At 71.4% G+C, this 15,786-nt stretch carries 17 protein-coding genes; 9 read left to right on the forward strand and 8 right to left on the reverse strand.

All coding sequences use genetic code 11. The features are described from left to right. Positions 1–14: 14 nt before the first annotated feature. Positions 15–425 (reverse strand): hypothetical protein, encoded by a 411-nt coding sequence (locus tag ACZ7M2_RS38925; protein WP_261688162.1) that lies wholly within the window; start codon positions 423–425, stop codon positions 15–17. Positions 426–810: 385 nt separating this feature from the next. Between ACZ7M2_RS38925 and ACZ7M2_RS38930 the strand changes: the two genes are divergently transcribed. Both ACZ7M2_RS38930 and ACZ7M2_RS38935 read left to right on the forward strand, forming a co-directional pair. Continuing rightward, complete coding sequence (locus ACZ7M2_RS38930) at positions 811–1,191, forward strand: nuclear transport factor 2 family protein (RefSeq protein WP_471599293.1); 381 nt, start codon at positions 811–813, stop codon at positions 1,189–1,191. Between the two features lie 97 nt (positions 1,192–1,288). Beyond that, complete coding sequence (locus ACZ7M2_RS38935) at positions 1,289–1,594, forward strand: DUF1905 domain-containing protein (protein ID WP_471599294.1); 306 nt, start codon at positions 1,289–1,291, stop codon at positions 1,592–1,594. On the opposite strand, the gene ACZ7M2_RS38940 is transcribed toward ACZ7M2_RS38935, so the two are convergent. Next, entirely contained in the window at positions 1,584–2,513 is a 930-nt protein-coding gene (locus ACZ7M2_RS38940) for a helix-turn-helix transcriptional regulator (protein ID WP_471599295.1), read from the reverse strand. The genes ACZ7M2_RS38935 and ACZ7M2_RS38940 overlap by 11 nt on opposite strands. A 100-nt stretch (positions 2,514–2,613) precedes the next feature. On the opposite strand from ACZ7M2_RS38940, the gene ACZ7M2_RS38945 reads away from it, so the two are divergent. Beyond that, on the forward strand, positions 2,614–3,609 hold the full coding sequence (locus ACZ7M2_RS38945; RefSeq protein WP_471599296.1) for an oxidoreductase: 996 nt from the start codon (positions 2,614–2,616) through the stop codon (positions 3,607–3,609). A 52-nt stretch (positions 3,610–3,661) separates the two neighbouring features. Here the strand turns inward: ACZ7M2_RS38945 and mgrA are convergent, their stop codons facing one another. Next, the gene (gene mgrA, locus ACZ7M2_RS38950) at positions 3,662–4,654 is read right to left on the reverse strand and encodes an L-glyceraldehyde 3-phosphate reductase (protein ID WP_471599297.1); all 993 of its coding nucleotides are present in this window, start codon (positions 4,652–4,654) and stop codon (positions 3,662–3,664) included. 127 nt (positions 4,655–4,781) lie between these two features. Between mgrA and ACZ7M2_RS38955 the strand changes: the two genes are divergently transcribed. The 3 genes from ACZ7M2_RS38955 (at position 4,782) to ACZ7M2_RS38965 (ending at position 7,812) form a co-directional block, all read left to right on the forward strand. Next, positions 4,782–5,675, forward strand: coding sequence for a LysR family transcriptional regulator (locus ACZ7M2_RS38955; RefSeq protein ID WP_352051602.1), 894 nt, complete (start codon positions 4,782–4,784; stop codon positions 5,673–5,675). 100 nt (positions 5,676–5,775) lie between these two features. Beyond that, positions 5,776–7,275, forward strand: coding sequence for a carotenoid oxygenase family protein (locus ACZ7M2_RS38960; RefSeq protein WP_471599298.1), 1,500 nt, complete (start codon positions 5,776–5,778; stop codon positions 7,273–7,275). 27 nt (positions 7,276–7,302) lie between these two features. Next, on the forward strand, positions 7,303–7,812 hold the full coding sequence (locus ACZ7M2_RS38965; protein WP_352051600.1) for a mycothiol transferase: 510 nt from the start codon (positions 7,303–7,305) through the stop codon (positions 7,810–7,812). Here ACZ7M2_RS38965 and ACZ7M2_RS38970 read toward each other — a convergent pair. Together ACZ7M2_RS38970 and ACZ7M2_RS38975 are read right to left on the reverse strand one after the other, a co-directional pair. Continuing rightward, positions 7,800–8,864: an adenosine deaminase gene (locus tag ACZ7M2_RS38970; protein WP_471599299.1), complete on the reverse strand. Its 1,065-nt coding sequence runs from the start codon at positions 8,862–8,864 to the stop codon at positions 7,800–7,802. The genes ACZ7M2_RS38965 and ACZ7M2_RS38970 overlap by 13 nt on opposite strands. Before the next feature lie 41 nt (positions 8,865–8,905). Then, complete coding sequence (locus tag ACZ7M2_RS38975) at positions 8,906–9,301, reverse strand: VOC family protein (protein WP_054233807.1); 396 nt, start codon at positions 9,299–9,301, stop codon at positions 8,906–8,908. Between the two features lie 394 nt (positions 9,302–9,695). On the opposite strand from ACZ7M2_RS38975, the gene ACZ7M2_RS38980 reads away from it, so the two are divergent. The 3 genes from ACZ7M2_RS38980 to ACZ7M2_RS38990 all read left to right on the forward strand — a co-directional run bounded on the left by ACZ7M2_RS38980 (position 9,696) and on the right by ACZ7M2_RS38990 (position 12,230). After that, positions 9,696–10,442, forward strand: a complete 747-nt coding sequence (locus ACZ7M2_RS38980) for a phosphatase PAP2 family protein (protein WP_471599300.1) — start codon at positions 9,696–9,698, stop codon at positions 10,440–10,442. Continuing rightward, complete coding sequence (locus ACZ7M2_RS38985; RefSeq protein ID WP_471599301.1) at positions 10,396–11,448, forward strand: bile acid:sodium symporter family protein; 1,053 nt, start codon at positions 10,396–10,398, stop codon at positions 11,446–11,448. Before ACZ7M2_RS38980 ends, ACZ7M2_RS38985 begins: the two co-directional genes overlap by 47 nt. A 71-nt stretch (positions 11,449–11,519) precedes the next feature. Then, positions 11,520–12,230, forward strand: a complete 711-nt coding sequence (locus ACZ7M2_RS38990) for a dienelactone hydrolase family protein (RefSeq protein WP_471599302.1) — start codon at positions 11,520–11,522, stop codon at positions 12,228–12,230. 54 nt (positions 12,231–12,284) lie between these two features. Here the strand turns inward: ACZ7M2_RS38990 and ACZ7M2_RS38995 are convergent, their stop codons facing one another. From ACZ7M2_RS38995 to ACZ7M2_RS39005, 3 genes are all read right to left on the reverse strand, one after another. Next, positions 12,285–13,193: an aldo/keto reductase gene (locus tag ACZ7M2_RS38995; protein ID WP_471599303.1), complete on the reverse strand. Its 909-nt coding sequence runs from the start codon at positions 13,191–13,193 to the stop codon at positions 12,285–12,287. 54 nt (positions 13,194–13,247) lie between these two features. Next, a complete protein-coding gene (locus ACZ7M2_RS39000; RefSeq protein WP_471599304.1) occupies positions 13,248–14,138 on the reverse strand; it encodes a glycoside hydrolase family 19 protein in 891 nt (296 codons plus the stop codon). A gap of 282 nt (positions 14,139–14,420) precedes the next feature. Continuing rightward, positions 14,421–15,779, reverse strand: a complete 1,359-nt coding sequence (locus ACZ7M2_RS39005; RefSeq protein WP_471599305.1) for an aldehyde dehydrogenase family protein — start codon at positions 15,777–15,779, stop codon at positions 14,421–14,423. Between the last annotated feature and the right edge of the window lie 7 nt (positions 15,780–15,786).

Here is a 15,786-nt window from a genome sequence, read left to right on the forward strand (position 1 = left end):
CGGTCAGGCGGCGGTCAGGCGGCGGAGCTGCCGAGGGCGGCGGCGGTCCGCTGCATGCGCAGCGCGTCGACGGATTCGGCGAGCAGTTCGTACTCGGTGGTGTCGTCGCTGGTGGCGATGCGGACGAGCTTTCCGGCGGCCAACTCCTCGGCGACCAGCTCCTGCTGGAGGGTGTCACCGCACCAGGCGCGCAGGACGCTCGGCACGTCCGGGACGGTGTCCGCCACAGGCGCGATCGAGTTCGGCGGGAAGGTCGGATCGTCGGGCTGCGGATCGAGCCGCGACGCCATCCAGGAGGCACGGTCCCGCATCCACCACAGGGCCAGCGCCAGGGTGGGCGCGCGATAGGTCCCCAACGGGACGCCGATGCGTCTACCTCCGCATATTCCGTATGCGGTCACATGGCACAGGAATTCGTCGTGCACGATCGCTCCCCCATTGCAACGCTCTCCGCCGGCCCGGCCTCGCTTTCCCTGCGGCCTCGTTCACTACGTGCGGCTCGTTCGTGGTGCACGGTGGTGCTGCGCGCGTCGTGCATGGTCGTGCAGCGCGCGGGCGTGGCTGAATCGCCCTGTCACTCGAGTATCGCCACTCCTGACACTCTGTCACCATGCCATTCCAGCCAGTCTCCTGGCATATTCACTGCCCGGTTTGGCCGAAACGCGACTCGCTGTCCTTTACCCGGGAGGTAATCGACGCCCTCGGGCATCGGCGGGCATGGTTGCGGTATCGGATCCCGGCGGGGAACCACCGCCCGGAATCCACTGGCTGAGCAGCAACTACCCTACTTTCCACGGAGGTTGATCCACCATGTCCGCAGTCGACAACCGTTACGAGAACGCCGTCGCCCGCTACTTCGAGGCCTGGAACGCCACTGACCGCGATGCGCTCGCCAAGGCGGTCGCCGCCGCCTGGAGCGCGGACGGCAGCTACACCGACCCACTGGCCGAGGTCCGCGGGCACGACGGGATCGCGGCGGTGATCGCGGCGGCGCACGAGCAGTTCCCGGGGTTCTCCTTCCGGCCCGCCGGGCCGGTCGACGGGCACCACGACATCGCCCGCTTCGGCTGGGAACTGGTCAACGAGGCCGACGGCACGGCGCCCGTCGCGGGATTCGACGTGATCACCCTGGACGGCGACGACCGGATCCGCGGCGTGCACGGATTCCTGGACCGCGTGCCGACCCAGTGACGTTCCCGCGCCTCCACTGCTTCAGCGCGGAGTCCGATGAGTTTTCCCGCCTCCGGTGGTCTCTTGAGCAGGACACCCACCGGAAGCGGAGGACCACATGAACAGCGTCGGCAAGAAGGACAGGGCGGGCAGGCTGGACCAGCAGTTCAGCGCGGTGCTGCGCAAGAGCCCCGCCAAGGGCGGCTGGACCTATGTCGTCTGGCCTGAGTCCGTCGCCTTCTTCGGAACCCGCGGGCTGGTGAAGGTCAGCGGCACGATCGACGGGCACCCCTTCCGCAGTTCCTTCATGGCCCTGGGGGACGGCTCCCACAAGCTGCCGGTGAAGGCCGATGTGCGCAAGGCGATCGGGAAGCAGGAGGGCGACACCGTCACGGTCCGTCTGGAGGAGCGCCTCAGCCCGTGAGGGCCGCCCGTGCGACGTCACGGTAGCGCCGCGGCGCGACACCCGTCGTTCGTTTGAAGGCGTTGCTGAACGCGCTCTCGGACGTGTAGCCGACCCGCTGGGCCAGGGCCGACACCGACGTCTCACCGTCCCGCAGGGCCCGGCGGGCCAGACTCATCCGCCAGTCCAGCAGATACGTCAGGGGCGGCACCCCGGCCACGGCCCGGAAGCGCTCGGCGAAGGTGGTCCGGGACATGGCCGCCGCCCTGGCGAGCTCCTCCAGCTGCCAGGGGCGGCCCGGGTCGGCATGCATGAGCCGCAGCGCCGGGGCGATGCGCTCGTCGGCGAGGGCGCGCAGACGTCCGGCAGGCAGGGCGTCAGCATCCGTGAGATAGGCGCGCAGGACCTGGACGAACATGAGCTGGGCGAGCTGGTCGGCCGCGAAGTCGGCCCCGGCCCGCTCGGTGGTCAGTTCGCGCAGCAGCTGGTCGAGCAGCCAGCGCATGACCGGCGCCTCCTCGGCGCCGGACCGCACACACAGCAGCGGCGGCAGGGCGTGCAGGAGCAGCTCCTCGCCCGCCCGGCCCAGTTCGATGTGCCCGCCGACGAAGACGGCGTCCTCTCCTCCGCCGTAACGAATCACGGACCCGGAGGTGTCCGCGAAGAGTGTCGCGGCGTCCGCCGGCTCCACGGACGGATCGCTCGCGACCACGAACGCCCGGCTGCCGTCGAACACGGCCACATCGCCCGGCCCCAGCCGGGCGAACTCCGGCAGTCCGTGCAGGGACACCGACATGCCGCCCTTCACCATCGCGGCGATCTTGAGCATCCCGGGCGGCGGGAAGCGCAGCGCCCAGTCGCCACCGGCCGTGAAACCGCCGGAGATGACGCACCGGGCGTCCATGAGGCCGAGGGTGTCGGAGAGAGGATCCGCAGGCATGTCCGTACTATCGCGCAAGTAATGCGGACTATCAAGCATTCATCGTACGGAGACGCGGTTCTACGGTGGTCGGGAAGGCACACATGAGGAGAGCCGAACCATGACCACCGAGCAACAGCAGCAGCCCCTCCACTCCGGATTCGACGCCGCGTCCAGCGCCGAGGACGTCATCAAGGGCATCGACCTGACCGACAAGGTCGCCCTCGTCACCGGCGGCTACTCCGGCATCGGCCTGGAGACCGTGCGCGTCCTGCGGGCCGTGGGCGCCGAGGTCGTCGTACCGGCGCGGGACACCGCAAGGGCGCGGGCCGCCCTCAAGGGGATCGACGGCGTCGAGACCGCGCCCATGGATCTGCTGGATCCGGCCTCGATCGACGCGTTCGCCGAGCGTTTCCTCGACTCCGGGCGGCCGCTGCACATCCTCGTCAACAGCGCGGGCGTCATGGCGACGCCGCTGACGCGCGACGCCCGGGGGTACGAGGTGCAGTTCGCCACGAACCACCTCGGCCACTTCCAGCTGGTCGCCCGCCTGTGGCCGGCACTGCGCCGGGCGCACGGGGCCCGGGTCGTCTCGGTGTCCTCGTGGGGCCACCGGTTCTCCCCCGTCCTGTTCGACGACCCGCACTTCGAGCACCAGGCGTACGACCGCTGGGTCGCCTACGGGCAGTCGAAGACGGCGAACATCCTCTTCGCGCTCGGTCTCGACGAGCGGGGCAGGGCGGACGGGATCCGGGCCTTCGCCCTGCACCCGGGAAGCATCGTCGCCACCGGCCTGAAGAAGTACCTGGCCGAGGAGGACCTCAGGGCTGTCGGCGTCCTCGACGCGGACGGCCGGCCGATCCTCGACCCGGAGCGGCAGTTGAAGACCGTCGAGCAGGGGGCGGCCACCAGCGTGTGGTGCGCGACCAGCCCCCTGCTCGAGGGCAGGGGCGGCGTCTACTGCGAGAACAGCGACATCGCCCCTCCGATGTCCGCGGAGGAGGGCCGTGAGTGGTCCCTCGGGAACAGGTCGTGGAAGGCCGGCGTCGTGCCCTACGCCGTGGACCCGGTGGCGGTCGACCGCCTCTGGGAGCTCAGCGAGCGGCTCACCGCCTGACGACCGGACCGCACGGCCGGGTCGGCTTCTGCCACGGCCTGACCAGCGGGGCTCAGGCCTTGATGATCGCGTCGATCCGCGCCAGCTCCTCCGCGGTGAAGTCCAGGGCGCGGGTCGCCGCGACGCTGTCCTCCAGCTGCTGGGGGCTGCTCGCGCCGATGAGCGCGGAGGTCACCCGGCCGCCGCGCAGCACCCAGGCGAGCGCCAGCTGCGCCAGGGACTGGCCGCGGGACTTGGCGATCTCGTCGAGGGCGCGCAGCTGCCCGACCAGGTCCTCGGTGACCGTGTCGGCGCTCAGGAAGGGGCTGTCGCTCGCGGCGCGCGAGCCCTCCGGGATGCCGTCGAGGTAGCGGCTGGTGAGCAGGCCCTGCTCCAGCGGGGAGTAGGCGATGGAGCCGACCTGCAGCTCGTCCAGCGTGTCCAGGAGCCCCTCGTCCTCGGGGCGGCGGTCGAGCATCGAGTAGCGCGGCTGGTGGATCAGCAGCGGGGTGCCGAGCTCGTCCAGGATGCGGGCGGCTTCCCGGGTCTGCTCCGCGGAGTAGTTGGAGATGCCGACGTAGAGCGCCTTGCCCTGCTGGACCGCCGAGTGCAGGGCGCCCATCGTCTCCTCCAGGGGAGTCTCCGGGTCGGGGCGGTGCGAGTAGAAGATGTCCACGTAGTCCAGGCCCATCCGGGCCAGGCTCTGGTCGAGCGAGGACAGCAGGTACTTGCGAGAGCCCCACTCGCCGTAGGGGCCCGGCCACATCAGGTAACCGGCCTTGGTGGAGATGACCAGCTCGTCGCGGTGGTGCGCGAAGTCCGCCGTCAGGGCGTCGCCGAGCGCCGACTCGGCGGCGCCGGGCGGCGGACCATAGTTGTTGGCCAGGTCGAAGTGGGTGACCCCGAGGTCGAAGGCGCGGCGCAGGATCGCGCGCTGAGTCGCCACCGGCCGGTCGGGGCCGAAGTTGTGCCACAGGCCGAGCGACAGCGCGGGCAGCTTCAGGCCGCTGCGTCCGGTGCGCCGGTAGGGCATGTCCGCGTAACGGTCGGGGTGTGCGGTGTACAACGCGTACTCCTGGAAGGCCGGGAAAACAGGTCTCCACTCTCGCGCGGGCACGGTGCAGAGGTCCAACGGGAGAATCGGATGGGACTGAGCGACGGCGCTTCTCAATCGGCGACTACTGTGGTGCCCCATGGAACTGCGCCACCTTCAGCACTTCGTCGCGGTCGCCGAGGACCAGCACTTCACCCGGGCGGCGGAACGGCTGATGGTGTCGCAGTCGGGACTGTCGTCCTCCATCCGTGCCCTGGAGCGGGAGCTTCAGGCCCCGCTGTTCGTGCGCACCACCCGCCGGGTCACGCTCACGGAGGCCGGTCGCGCGCTGCTCGGCGAGGCGGAGCGGATCCTCGCCCAGGTGCGCTCGGCGCAGGACGCCGTGGCCGCCGTACAGGGCGTCCTGCGCGGCACGCTCTCCCTCGGCACCGAGCAGTGCATCGCGGGCGTCGACGTGGCCAGGCTTCTCGCGGCGTTCCGGCGGCGCCATCCCGACGTCGAGATCCGGCTGCGGCAGGCGGGTTCCGAGGCGCTGGCCGAGGAGGTCGCCGCGGGCCGTCTCGACCTGGCCTTCGCCGTCAGGACGCGGGCGGACGGGGACCAGCTGCGGTCGGTCCCGCTGACCAGCGAGCCGATGACCGTGCTCTGCCATCCCACGCACCACCTCGCGACCGCCGCCGTGGTCACGCCCCAGGAACTGGGCGGCGAGGCCTTCGTCGACTTCCACCCCGACTGGGGGCCGCGCCGCACCACGGACGCGGCCTTCGCGGCGGCAGACGTACGGCGGACGGTGGCGCTGGAGGTCAGCGACGTGCACAGCCTGCTGGAGCTGGTCCACGAGGGCCTCGGCATCGCCGTCGTGCCCCGCCACTTCGGCCACAAGCGCGAGGCCGGGGATCTCACCGCCCTCCCTTTCAAGGGCGCCTGTGAAGCCTCGTACGAGACGGTCGCCATGCTGCCGCCGCCGGACGCCACCAGCCCGGCGGCGCGGGCGCTGATGGTGCTTCTCGACACCCCGCAAGAGGGGGCCTGACACCACCCCCGGAGGGGCTCCAGCACTCCTGACCCGGCCCGCTGCCCGGCCGCAGACTCGTGGACGTCCACGAAGGCAACTGCGAGGCTGGAGTACGGAGATGACGGATCACACACGGCGGACGGTCCTGCGCGGGACGGCGGTCGCGGCGGCGGGCGGGCTCGTCGGCGCGATGGGAGGCCGGGTGGCAGCGGCGGCACCGGTGCCGGGCACTGCGGCACAGGGCGGGCATCGGTTCCCCTTCCTGGAGGGGGCGTTCAAGCCCGTCACCGAGGAGCTGACGGCGTTCGACCTACCGGTCACCGGACACATCCCGCGCGAGCTGAACGGCCGCTTCCTGCGCAACGGCCCCAACGTCCTGGGCCTGGAGGACCCGCGCGCCCACCACTGGATGCTCGGTGAGGGCATGGTGCACGGCGTGCGGCTGCGGGAGGGGCGCGCGGAGTGGTACCGCAACCGCTGGGTCCGCTCGGCCTCCGTGGCGAAGAAGCTCGGCGAGCCGTACCCCGGGCCCGTCCCGCCGGACGACTTCCCGTGCAACACCCATGTGATCGGGCACAGGGGACGGATCCTCGCACTCCAGGAGAGCGGGCCACTGCCGTACGAACTCGACCACGAGCTCGACACGGTGGGCACGTACGACTTCCGCGGCACCCTCGAAGGGGCCTTCACCGCCCACACCAAGTTCGACGCGGCGGCCGGAGAACTGCACGCGATCGCCTACTACCCCACCTGGGACCACGTCCGGCACCAGGTGATCGACCACACGGGCCGGGTCGCGCGGACCACGCGGATCCCGGTCGCGGACGCGCCGATGATGCACGACTTCGCGCTCACCGAGAAGTACGTCGTGATCTTCGATCTGCCCATCACCTTCGACCCCGCGGGAGCCGAGCGCGGCGACCTGGTGCCCTACGTCTGGAACGAGAAGCACCCGACGCGGGTCGGTCTGCTGCCGCGCGCGGGGGGCGAGGTCCGCTGGTTCGAGGTGGATCCGGTCTACTACTCGCACACCCTGAACGCGTACGACGAGGGCTCGTCCGTGGTCGTCGACATGACGACCTACCCGGCGCCCTTCTACGTCGCGGGCCGCGGCTCCGACGGACCGTACGGCGCCGGCACCGCCTCGCTCGAACGCTGGACGATCGACGTGGCGCACGGCCGGGTGCGCACCAGGACGCTCGACGACCGCCCCCAGGAGTTCCCGCGCGTCCACGAGGCGTTGGTGTCCAGGCGGCACCGTTACGCCTACACGGTCGCCGCCGCGGACATGACCCTGGCGTATCTGACACCCGACGGGAACCCGCCCGACCGGGCCTTCGCCAACGCGCTGATCAAGCACGACCTGCTGCGCGGGACCACTCAGGTCCACCGGCTGCCGCGGGACGCCGCCGCGGGGGAAGCCGTCTTCGTCCCCTCCGAGGGCGCACGGGCGGAGGACGACGGCTACGCGATCGCCTATGTGCACAATCCCGATCGCGGAGCCGCCGACCTGGTGATCCTGGCCGCCCAGGACTTCACGGGCGAGCCGGTCGCCCGGATCCATCTCCCGGGGCGGGTGCCGCTCGGCTTCCACGGGAGTTGGATTCCGGACGCGTGAGGGACCGCGATGCGCGATGGTGGACGCATGCATGCAAAGGACATCCTCATCGACGCGTACAGCCGCATCCAGGAAGAGGTCCATGCCGCCGTCGGGGGCCTGCCGCCGGACGTTCTCAACGCCCTCCCCTCGGACGACGCCAATTCCGTCTCATGGCTGGTCTGGCACCTCACCCGCGTCCAGGACGACCATGTCGCGGACGCCGCCGGGCTCGAGCAGGTCTGGCTCACGCAGGACTGGGAGAAGCGCTTCGGGCTCGATCTGCCGCGCCGGGACACGGGGTACGGGCACAGCTCCGCGAAGGTCGCCAAGGTGCGGGTCGACTCCGGTGACCTGCTGACCGGTTACTACGACGCCGTGCACGAACAGACGCTGGAGTTCCTGCGCGGGCTGACCGCCAAGGACTTCGAGCGGATCGTGGACGAGCGCTGGGATCCCGCGGTCACGCTGGGCGTACGGCTGGTCAGCGTCCTGTCCGACGATCTGCAGCACGTCGGACAGGCCGCCTATGTACGGGGGCTGGTTCAGCGGGCGTAGCCGGGCAGCACGACGTCCTCGATGAGGGCCTTGCGCTCGTCGAACGGGATGAACGCGCTCTTCACGGCGTTCACCGTGACCGTGCGCAGGTCCTCCACCGTCCAGCCCGCCTCCTCGACCAGCAGCGCCATCTCGCGCGTCATCGTGGTGCCCGACACCAGACGGTTGTCGGTGTTGAGGGTGACACGGAAGCCGAGGTCGCGCAGGGCGGTGATGGGGTGCTCGGCGATGGAGGTCGCGGCGCCCGTCTGGAGGTTGGAGGTCGGGCACATCTCCAGGGCGATACGGCGGTCGCGCACCCAGCCCGCGAGGCGACCGAGCTTGCCGTCGACGATGTCCTCGGTGATGCGGACGCCATGGCCGATGCGCTGGGCACCGCAGACCTGGAGGGCCTGGTGGATGCTGGGCAGGCCGTGGGCCTCACCGGCGTGGATGGTGAACGGGACGCTCTCGCCGCGCAGGTGCTCGAAGGCGGCGAGGTGGTCGGCGGGCGGGAAGCCGTCCTCGGCACCCGCGATGTCGAAGCCGACGACGCCGCCGTCCCGGAACGCCACCGCGAGGTCGGCGATCTCCCGGGTGCGGTCGAACATGCGCATCCCGCACAGCAGGGTGCCGACCCGGACCGGGGTGCCCGCTGCCGCCGCCTTGGCCATACCGGCCGCCAGGCCCTCCTGCACGGTCTCGACGACCTCGGGCAGGGTCAGCCCGCCGTTCACCATCAGCTCGGGTGCGTACCGGACCTCGCCGTAGACGACGCCGTCCTCGGCCAGGTCGAGCACGTACTCCTCGGCCGTGCGCAGCAGGCCCTCGCGGGTCTGCATCACGGCGAGGGTGTGCTCGAAGGTGGCTATGTAGCGCACCAGGTCACCGGAGTTGGCTGCCTCGTAGTACCAGGCGGCGAGCGCGTCCGGGTCGGTGGTGGGCAGCGTGTGGCCGACCGTCTCGGCGAGCTCCACGAGCGTGGCGGGGCGCAGGCCGCCGTCGAGGTGGTCGTGCAGCACGGCCTTGGGGAGGCGGCGGATGGTGTCGATGTCGATGCGGGGCGCGGTCATGCGTGTCGTTCCTCGGCAGGTTCTGAACAGATGGGTGGATGTCAGGCGGTGGCGGGCTGGAGCAGGTCCCAGCGGTTTCCGTACAGGTCCTGGAAGACGACGACCGAGCCGTACGGTTCGTGGCGCGGCTCCTCCAGGAAGGTGACGCCCGCCTCGCGCATGCGGGCGTGGTCGCGGGCGAAGTCGTCGGTGTGCAGGAAGAAGCCCACGCGCCCGCCGGTCTGGTCGCCGACCCGGCCGCGCTGCGCCTCGTCCTTGGCCCGGGCCAGCAGCAGTCCGCTGCCGCCGCCCTCCGTGCCCGGCTCGACGACGACCCAGCGGGAGCCGTCGGGCCGCGGCTGGTCCTCGACGAGCCGGAACCCGAGGGCTTCGGTGTAGAAGCGGATCGCCTCGTCGTAGTCGTCGACGACGAGCGTGACCAGCGCGATGCGTCGCATCGGGACCCCTTAGGTAGTTATACGTAACACGCTAGGGTACGGCATCCCACCGCATGCTCCCGCCCGCCCTGCCGCACGCTCCCGCCCGCCCCGCCCATGCCGAGTCGCCAGGTGCGGCGGGGTGCGGGACGCTGGGCACACCCTGGGCCTCCGTCGCCCGCCGGCGTCCGGCAAGGCCGCGCCCCACGCGCGGCGTTCATCTTTCGCGGCCGCCGCGGGAACGATCTCGGCGCGCCAATCGTCTACAGTTCTGTAGACCGTCTACAGAACTGTAGTCACCGCGGACGCGGTCTTCCGACGCGCCCGCACGCCCATCATGGAAGGGGCCTCCGTCGATGTCCGCAGCCCTGCGCGCCGCGCCGCCGTACGCGGTCGATGTCCTCCGGGCCCTGTCATGAGGCGTGCGGACGCGTCGGACCTCGCGGGATCGACCGCGGTCGGCAGCCTGGTCGCCTTCGTGCTGCTGGCGCTGGTCGTGACCGGCCGGGACGGCGCCCCGCTCTTCGGCGACCAGGACCTCAACGCCTGGTCCGCGGACCACCGCCCACCCGTGGCGCTGGCCGTGGCCCGCGGGCTGACCTACACGGGCACGGGCGTCCTGCCGTACCTGCTGGTCGCGCTGGCGGGTGTCGTCCTCGGTCGCACCGCACGACAGCGCATCCTCTTCGCCCTCGGCTGCGTCGGCTGTCTCGCCGCCGCCCAGGCCGTTCGGTACGGCGTGATGTCCCTCGTCGCCCGCCCCCGCCCCGCGACGGTGGAGTGGGCCACGCAAGCCTCAGGCTGGTCCTTCCCCTCGGGCCACACCACCACGTCCGCCATCACCGGCGGTCTGCTCGTCCTCGCGGTGCTCTCGCGGGCGCCCCGCGGCGGGCGGGCCCTCGCGGCGCTCCTCGCATGCTGGGCCGTCCTCGTCGGACTCACCAGGGTCTACCTGGGCGTCCACTGGTTCTCCGACGTGCTCGGCGGCTGGCTGTTCGCCCTGTGCTGGCTGAGCCTCAGCGTCTATGTCCTCGCCCGCATCGCCCCGCACACGTTCTCTTCCATATCGGCGCTCCGTCTCCGCCCTGGTCCCACGCCGACGGAAGAGCGCCCCGATGACTCCCACCCGCACCGCGAAGTCCCCCCTCACTCGGCTCCGTGACCGCCTCGGCTGGGCCGTCGGCGCGTCGTACCTCGCCGCCGCGGCCCTGCCGGCGCCGGGGCGGTGGTTGCGTCATCCGCACCTGATCGGGGCGGCCGGGTTACCGCACATCGCCTTCGAGACCCCGCGTCTCCTGCTGTCCCTGCTCCTGTTCACCGCCGGCCTGCAGGTGCCGGTCCACGCACTGCGGGCGTTGGTCAGGCACCCCGCCGCACTGCTGACCGGGCTCGTCCTCCATCTGGTCGCACCCCTGCTGATCATTCCGGGCGTCGCCTTCGCCCTGAGCCGGTCGCCCGACAGCGACGGGGGCAGCGGAATGATCGCGGCGATGATCCTGATCGTCGCGATGCCGGTGGCGGCCGGGGCCACCGTGTGGACGAGCAAGGGGGACGGCGACCAGTCGACGACCGTGGGCCTGGTGCTGGCGTCCACGATCGTCAGCCCGCTCACGATCCCGGTCACCATGACGGCCCTGTGCCCCCTGCTGAGCGGCGACTACGCGAACACGCTGTCGGGGGCCGCCCGGACCGCCGGACACGCCTTCGCGCTCACCGGAGTCCTGCTGCCCTGCGGCACCGGAATCCTGTGCCGGCTCGCCCTGCCGGACCGCGCGCTGACCCGCCTCCTCGCCGCCGCGGTCCCCACGGCGATGATCGGCTCACTGCTTCTGACGTACGTCAACGCCAGCGGTGTCCTCGGCCCCTTCCTCGCCCGTCCCGAACCGGTGCTGCTGGTGGCGGCGCTGGTCGTCGCCGCCACCGTCTGCGGCCTGTCGTTCGCCCTGGGCGGGATCACGGCCCGCGCGCTGCGCCTGGACGCTCCGGCGGGCGCCTCCGTGACACTGGCCTGCGGGATGAACAACAGCAGCGCGAGCGCGGTCCTCATCACGACGACCCTGCCCGACCGGCCGCACGTCCTGCTGCCGGTGCTCGCGTACAGCCTGCTGCAGAAGGTGGCCGCGGGGCGCGTCGTGCGGGCCGGGGGCAGGCCGGACGCCCGCGCATGACATCGTGGAGATCGACTCGGGGCCGGCCCCGCCGGCTCCTGCCCAGCGCTGCCCCACAGGAGTTGAGTGCGATGTCCGAGCTGCCGAAGCCGACCGGAGCCCCCGCCCATCAGAACGTGACCTTCCCCAGCGCCGGGACCACGGCCCACGGCTATCTGGCACTGCCGCCGTCCGGGCAGGGCCCCGGGGTGATCGTCATCCAGGAGTGGTGGGGTCTGACCGACCACATCGCGCAGGTGGCGGACCGGCTGGCCGCGGAGGGCTTCGTGGCCCTCGCGCCCGACCTGTACGGCGGCAATGTCGCCCATGACAGCGGCGAGGCCTTCCGGATGATGAAGGAGTTGCCGGTGTCGCGCGGCGTCGAGCTGCTCTCCGGTGCGGTCGATCATCTGCTCGGGCTGCCCGAGGTCACCTCGGACACGGTGGGCGCGGTCGGCTTCTGCATGGGCGGCGGCTTCGTCCTCTACCTGGCCGCGGCCGACCCCCGGGTCAGCGCGGCGGTGCCGTTCTACGGCGTGATCCAGGGTGAACTGCCCGACTTCTCCCGCCTGAAGGCACAGATCCTGGGTCACTACGGCGAACTCGACACGAGCATCCCGAAGGAGAATCTGGACCAGTTGAGGGAGGCGGTCCGGCAGCAGGCCGGCATTTCCGCGGACTTCCGTCTCTACCCTGCCAACCACGCCTTCTTCAATGACGGCCGATCGGAGACGTACGACCCCGAGTCGGCCGCGCGGGCCTGGGAGCGCACGGTGCCCTTCCTGCACGAGCAACTGGGCTGAGCGGGTCACCCGGGGCGGCCCGACGAGGACCGCCCCCGTGACGGGGCCCATCGGTCACTCGCCCGACCGATGGAGTGCGTCGAGGCGGACCATCTCGCCGTCGGTGAGCCGCAGCGCGCCCGCGGCGACGTTCTCGACGAGGTGGTCCGGGCTGCCGGTGCCGGGGATGGCGAGCACGTGCGGGCCCTGCCGCAGGGTCCACGCGAGGCGTACCTGCGCGGGCGTCGCGCCGTGCGCACGCGCGACGGCGAGCACCTCCTCGTCGCCGTCGCTGCCGCTTGCGCCCTGCTCACCGCCCTTGCCGGCGATCGCGAAGAACGGCACGAACGCGACGCCCAGCTCCCCGCACCTGCGCAGGAGTTCGTCGGTCCCGGCGTCCGGGGAGTCGAGCCCGTACCGGTTCTGCACGCTCACCACCGGCGCGATGGCCAGCGCCTCCTCGAGGTGCCGGAGCCCGATGCTCGACATGCCGAGGTGCCGGATCAGCCCCGCCTCGCGCAGCTCGGCCAGCGCGCCGAAGTGCTCGGCGATCGAGTCCTGCCCCATCCGCCGCAGATACACGAGGTCGAGGTGGTCGCGGCCCAACTGCCGCAGGTTCTCCTCGACATGGGCACGGAGCTGGTCCGGCCGGGCCGGGGTGCCCCACTCCCCCGCGTAGTCTCGGAACGGCCCGACCTTGGTGGCGATGACCAGGTCGTCGGCGTACGGGGCCAGCGCGCTGTTGATCAGCTCGTTCGCCGAGCGCACCGCCGAGAAGTAGAAGGCGGCGGTGTCGATGTGGTCGACGCCCAGCTCGATCGCGCGGCGCAGCACGGCGATCGAGCGGTCGCGGTCGCTCGGCGTGCCGAGGTGGAAGGCCGCGCTGCCCGTCAGCCGCATCGCGCCGAAGCCGATCCGGCGGACGGGGAGATCTCCGAGCGTCCAGGCGCCGGAAGCTGCCGCGGTGATCGTTTCCGAGGTCATCGCGGCAGTTTCGCACACCTTGTGCGGGCCCGGGCGGCTGCCGTCGAGAGCCGATCAGCAGGAGAGGTTGCCGCCGGCCGAGGTCCCGAGGACCTGCACGAAGCGCTGGTAGGCGTCCACCCTGCTCTGCACCTGGGCCGGGTTCTTGCCGTCGCACTCCAGGGAGCCGTTGATGCTGCGGATGGTCTGGCCGAATCCCGCGCCGTTGACCATGGCGTTGTGGCCCGTCATGCTGCCGGGACCCGTCTGGGTGTTCCAGTACCAGAGGCCGGTCTTCCAGGCCACGGCGGCATCGTTCTGTACGAGGTAGGGGTTGTTGAGGAGGTCGATGCCGAGCGCGTCGCCCGCGGCCTTGTAGTTGAAGTTCCAGCTGAGCTGTATCGGGCCGCGGCCGTAGTAGGCCGACTGTCCGGCCGGGCAGCCGTAGGGCTGGCTCCAGTCGCAGTAGTGCGGGTAGTTGGCGGTGTTCTGCTCCACCACGTAGACGAGGCCGCCGGTCTCGTGGCTGACGTTGGCGAGGAAGGCCGCGGCCTCCTGCTTCTTCACCGTGTCGCTGCCGGTGTTGGCGAAGGCCGGGTAGGCGCTCATCGCCGCCCGCAGGCCGCTGTAGGTGTAGAAGGAACTCCGGTTCGGGAACATCTGGTTGAACTGCGCCTCGCTCACCACGAAGCCGTCGGAGGGAGGCGTGGAACCTCCGTCGCAGGCGTAGGGGTCCCAGAACCAGGTGCTGATGGTGGGGTCGTAGCCCGGGTTGTCGTGCTCGGCGATGTAGGTCTTCCCGTCGGTGTAGCGGACGACGTCACCGGTGACGTACGACCTCCCGGCCACCCAGCTCGGATAGCTCGAACAGGCGGCGGCGGAGGCGCCGGCGGCCGGCAGCAGCACGGGGGTGGCGGACGCGAGGGCGAGGGCTGTCAGGACTGCGGAGATGCGGCGCCTCGACACAGGTCAACTCCTTTGCGGGACACGGCCGCTCCCCGTCAAGGGCAGCGCGGAGCTGAGCCTTGTACGCACGTGCCGGCGGGGCCGGCCACGGCATCGGGGGCGGCCGTGGTGGGGGGTGTGGAGCCACACTCAACCGCTTTGGTATGTACCAGTCAAGGGTGTAGACCAGTCAGATCTGACAACGTTGGCAGAGAGGCTCGCACAACGGTGCCCCGGCAGATCCTCAACGATCTGCCGGGGCACCGCCGGGGCCATCCGGGGCACTGCCGGGCCGGACAGGCCCTAGCCCAGCGGCTTCTCCAGCACCGCCTTGCGGTGGCTGAACGTCTCGAGGGAGTAGCGGCCGTGGTAGCGGCCCATGCCGCTCTCGCCGACCCCGCCGAACGGCAGGTCGGAGACGGTCAGATGGGCGAGCGGCAGACCGAGACCGAGGCCTCCGGAGGACGTCTCCTCGGCGATCCGCTCCCGGGTGGTGTCCGACTCGGTGAAGACGTAGAGCGCCAGGGGCTTGTCGCGGTCGTTGATGAAGTCGATGGCCTCGTCCAGCCCCGCCACCGTGACGATCGGCAGGATCGGTCCGAAGATCTCCTCCTGCATCACGGGGGCCTTGGGATCGACGTCGGCGAGGACGGTGGGCGCGAGGTACTTGGTGGCCCGGTCTCCGGTGCCGCCGATGACGGTGCGCCCGGAGTCCAGCAGCGAACTGAGCCGGTCGAAGTGCCGCTCGTTGACGATCCGCCCGTACTCGCCCGAGCGCCGCGGCTCGGCACCGAACAGGGCCTCGACGGCGCGGGCGAGCTCGGGCTCCAGCGCGCGGGCGGTCTGCGGGTCGGTGAGGACGTAGTCCGGTGCGACGCAGGTCTGCCCGGCGTTGAGGAACTTGCCGCGGGCGAGCCGGTCGGCGACGACGGACAGGTCGGCGTCCCGGTCGACGAACGCCGGGGACTTGCCGCCCAGTTCGAGGGCGACGGGGGTGAGGTGCTCGGCGGCGGCCCGCATCACGATCCGGCCGACCGCGCCGTTGCCGGTGTAGAAGATGTGGTCGAAACGCTCCGCGAGCAGCGCGGTGGTCTCCGGAACCGCGCCCTCGACGACGGCGACCGCGTCCGTGTCGAGGTAGCGCGGCAGCAGCCGCGCGACGGCCGCCGAGGTGGCGGGCGCGAGCTCGCTGGGCTTGACGACCACTGCGTTGCCCGCGGCCAGCGCGCCGAGCATCGGCGTCAGCAGGAGCTGTACCGGATAGTTCCAGGGGGCGATGACGAGCACGACGCCCAGCGGGTCGTACCGCGTCCAGGCCGTCGCGTCGGCGCCGAGGTGGGCGGGGACCGGGGCGGACTCGGGGCGCAGCCACTCGTCGAGGTGGTCGAGGGTGTGGTCGATCTCGCGCACGGTGAAGTCGATCTCGGTGCGGAAGGCCTCGGTGGAGCTCTTGCCGAGGTCCGCGTGGAGGGCCTCCGCGAGCTCGGCGCCGTGCGTGGTGAGCAGTTCGCGCAGTCGGCGCAGCTGGGTGGTGCGCCACGCGAGGGGCTTGGTGCGGCCGGAGCGGAAGGTGGCGCGCAGCCGGGCCACGATGCCGGCGGGCTGCTCGGGGGTGCGGTCGTTCACAGTGCCTCGCTGATCGGTGCGGACCTGGCGGCCCACGGGCGGT

The organism is Streptomyces sp. NPDC111507, assembly GCF_055638955.1.

Coding starts and splice junctions, on each gene's coding strand:
- ACZ7M2_RS38980 (WP_471599300.1), top strand. CDS start 9,696: ATGAGGCGTGCGGACGCGTCGGACCTCGCGGGATCGACCGCGGTCGGC.
- ACZ7M2_RS38960 (WP_471599298.1), top strand. CDS start 5,776: ATGACGGATCACACACGGCGGACGGTCCTGCGCGGGACGGCGGTCGCG.
- ACZ7M2_RS38990 (WP_471599302.1), top strand. CDS start 11,520: ATGTCCGAGCTGCCGAAGCCGACCGGAGCCCCCGCCCATCAGAACGTG.
- ACZ7M2_RS38985 (WP_471599301.1), top strand. CDS start 10,396: ATGACTCCCACCCGCACCGCGAAGTCCCCCCTCACTCGGCTCCGTGAC.
- ACZ7M2_RS38995 (WP_471599303.1), bottom strand. CDS start 13,193: ATGACCTCGGAAACGATCACCGCGGCAGCTTCCGGCGCCTGGACGCTC.
- ACZ7M2_RS38970 (WP_471599299.1), bottom strand. CDS start 8,864: ATGACCGCGCCCCGCATCGACATCGACACCATCCGCCGCCTCCCCAAG.
- ACZ7M2_RS38965 (WP_352051600.1), top strand. CDS start 7,303: ATGCATGCAAAGGACATCCTCATCGACGCGTACAGCCGCATCCAGGAA.
- ACZ7M2_RS38955 (WP_352051602.1), top strand. CDS start 4,782: ATGGAACTGCGCCACCTTCAGCACTTCGTCGCGGTCGCCGAGGACCAG.
- ACZ7M2_RS38930 (WP_471599293.1), top strand. CDS start 811: ATGTCCGCAGTCGACAACCGTTACGAGAACGCCGTCGCCCGCTACTTC.
- ACZ7M2_RS38975 (WP_054233807.1), bottom strand. CDS start 9,301: ATGCGACGCATCGCGCTGGTCACGCTCGTCGTCGACGACTACGACGAG.
- ACZ7M2_RS38940 (WP_471599295.1), bottom strand. CDS start 2,513: ATGCCTGCGGATCCTCTCTCCGACACCCTCGGCCTCATGGACGCCCGG.
- ACZ7M2_RS38935 (WP_471599294.1), top strand. CDS start 1,289: ATGAACAGCGTCGGCAAGAAGGACAGGGCGGGCAGGCTGGACCAGCAG.
- ACZ7M2_RS38945 (WP_471599296.1), top strand. CDS start 2,614: ATGACCACCGAGCAACAGCAGCAGCCCCTCCACTCCGGATTCGACGCC.